The following is a 231-nucleotide window of genomic DNA, read 5'->3' on the forward strand; positions in this document are numbered from 1 at the left end:
AACCGGTTTCGGAGGGCCTGACCAACGATACCTTCAGGGTGTCCATACCCAACTCAGACGGGTACGTCCTGCAACGGATCAATACGGAGGTATTCCCGGATCCGGACGCCCTCATGGAAAACCTGGAACGCATCCTGCCAAAACTCCGGGGGGATGGCTACCGCCAATTGGAACTCATCCGGACAACCGATGGCAGGGCCTGGTATCAGAATGTGGGTTCCGGCGCCTGGC

At 58.9% G+C, this 231-nt stretch carries 1 pseudogene; it reads left to right on the plus strand.

Annotated features, from left to right (window positions below):
• Positions 1-231, plus strand: a pseudogene (locus ACRHNM_RS18390) (hypothetical protein); the annotation flags it as partial.

Source organism: Psychroserpens mesophilus (assembly GCF_050617655.1).
GTDB lineage: Bacteria > Bacteroidota > Bacteroidia > Flavobacteriales > Flavobacteriaceae > Psychroserpens > Psychroserpens mesophilus_A.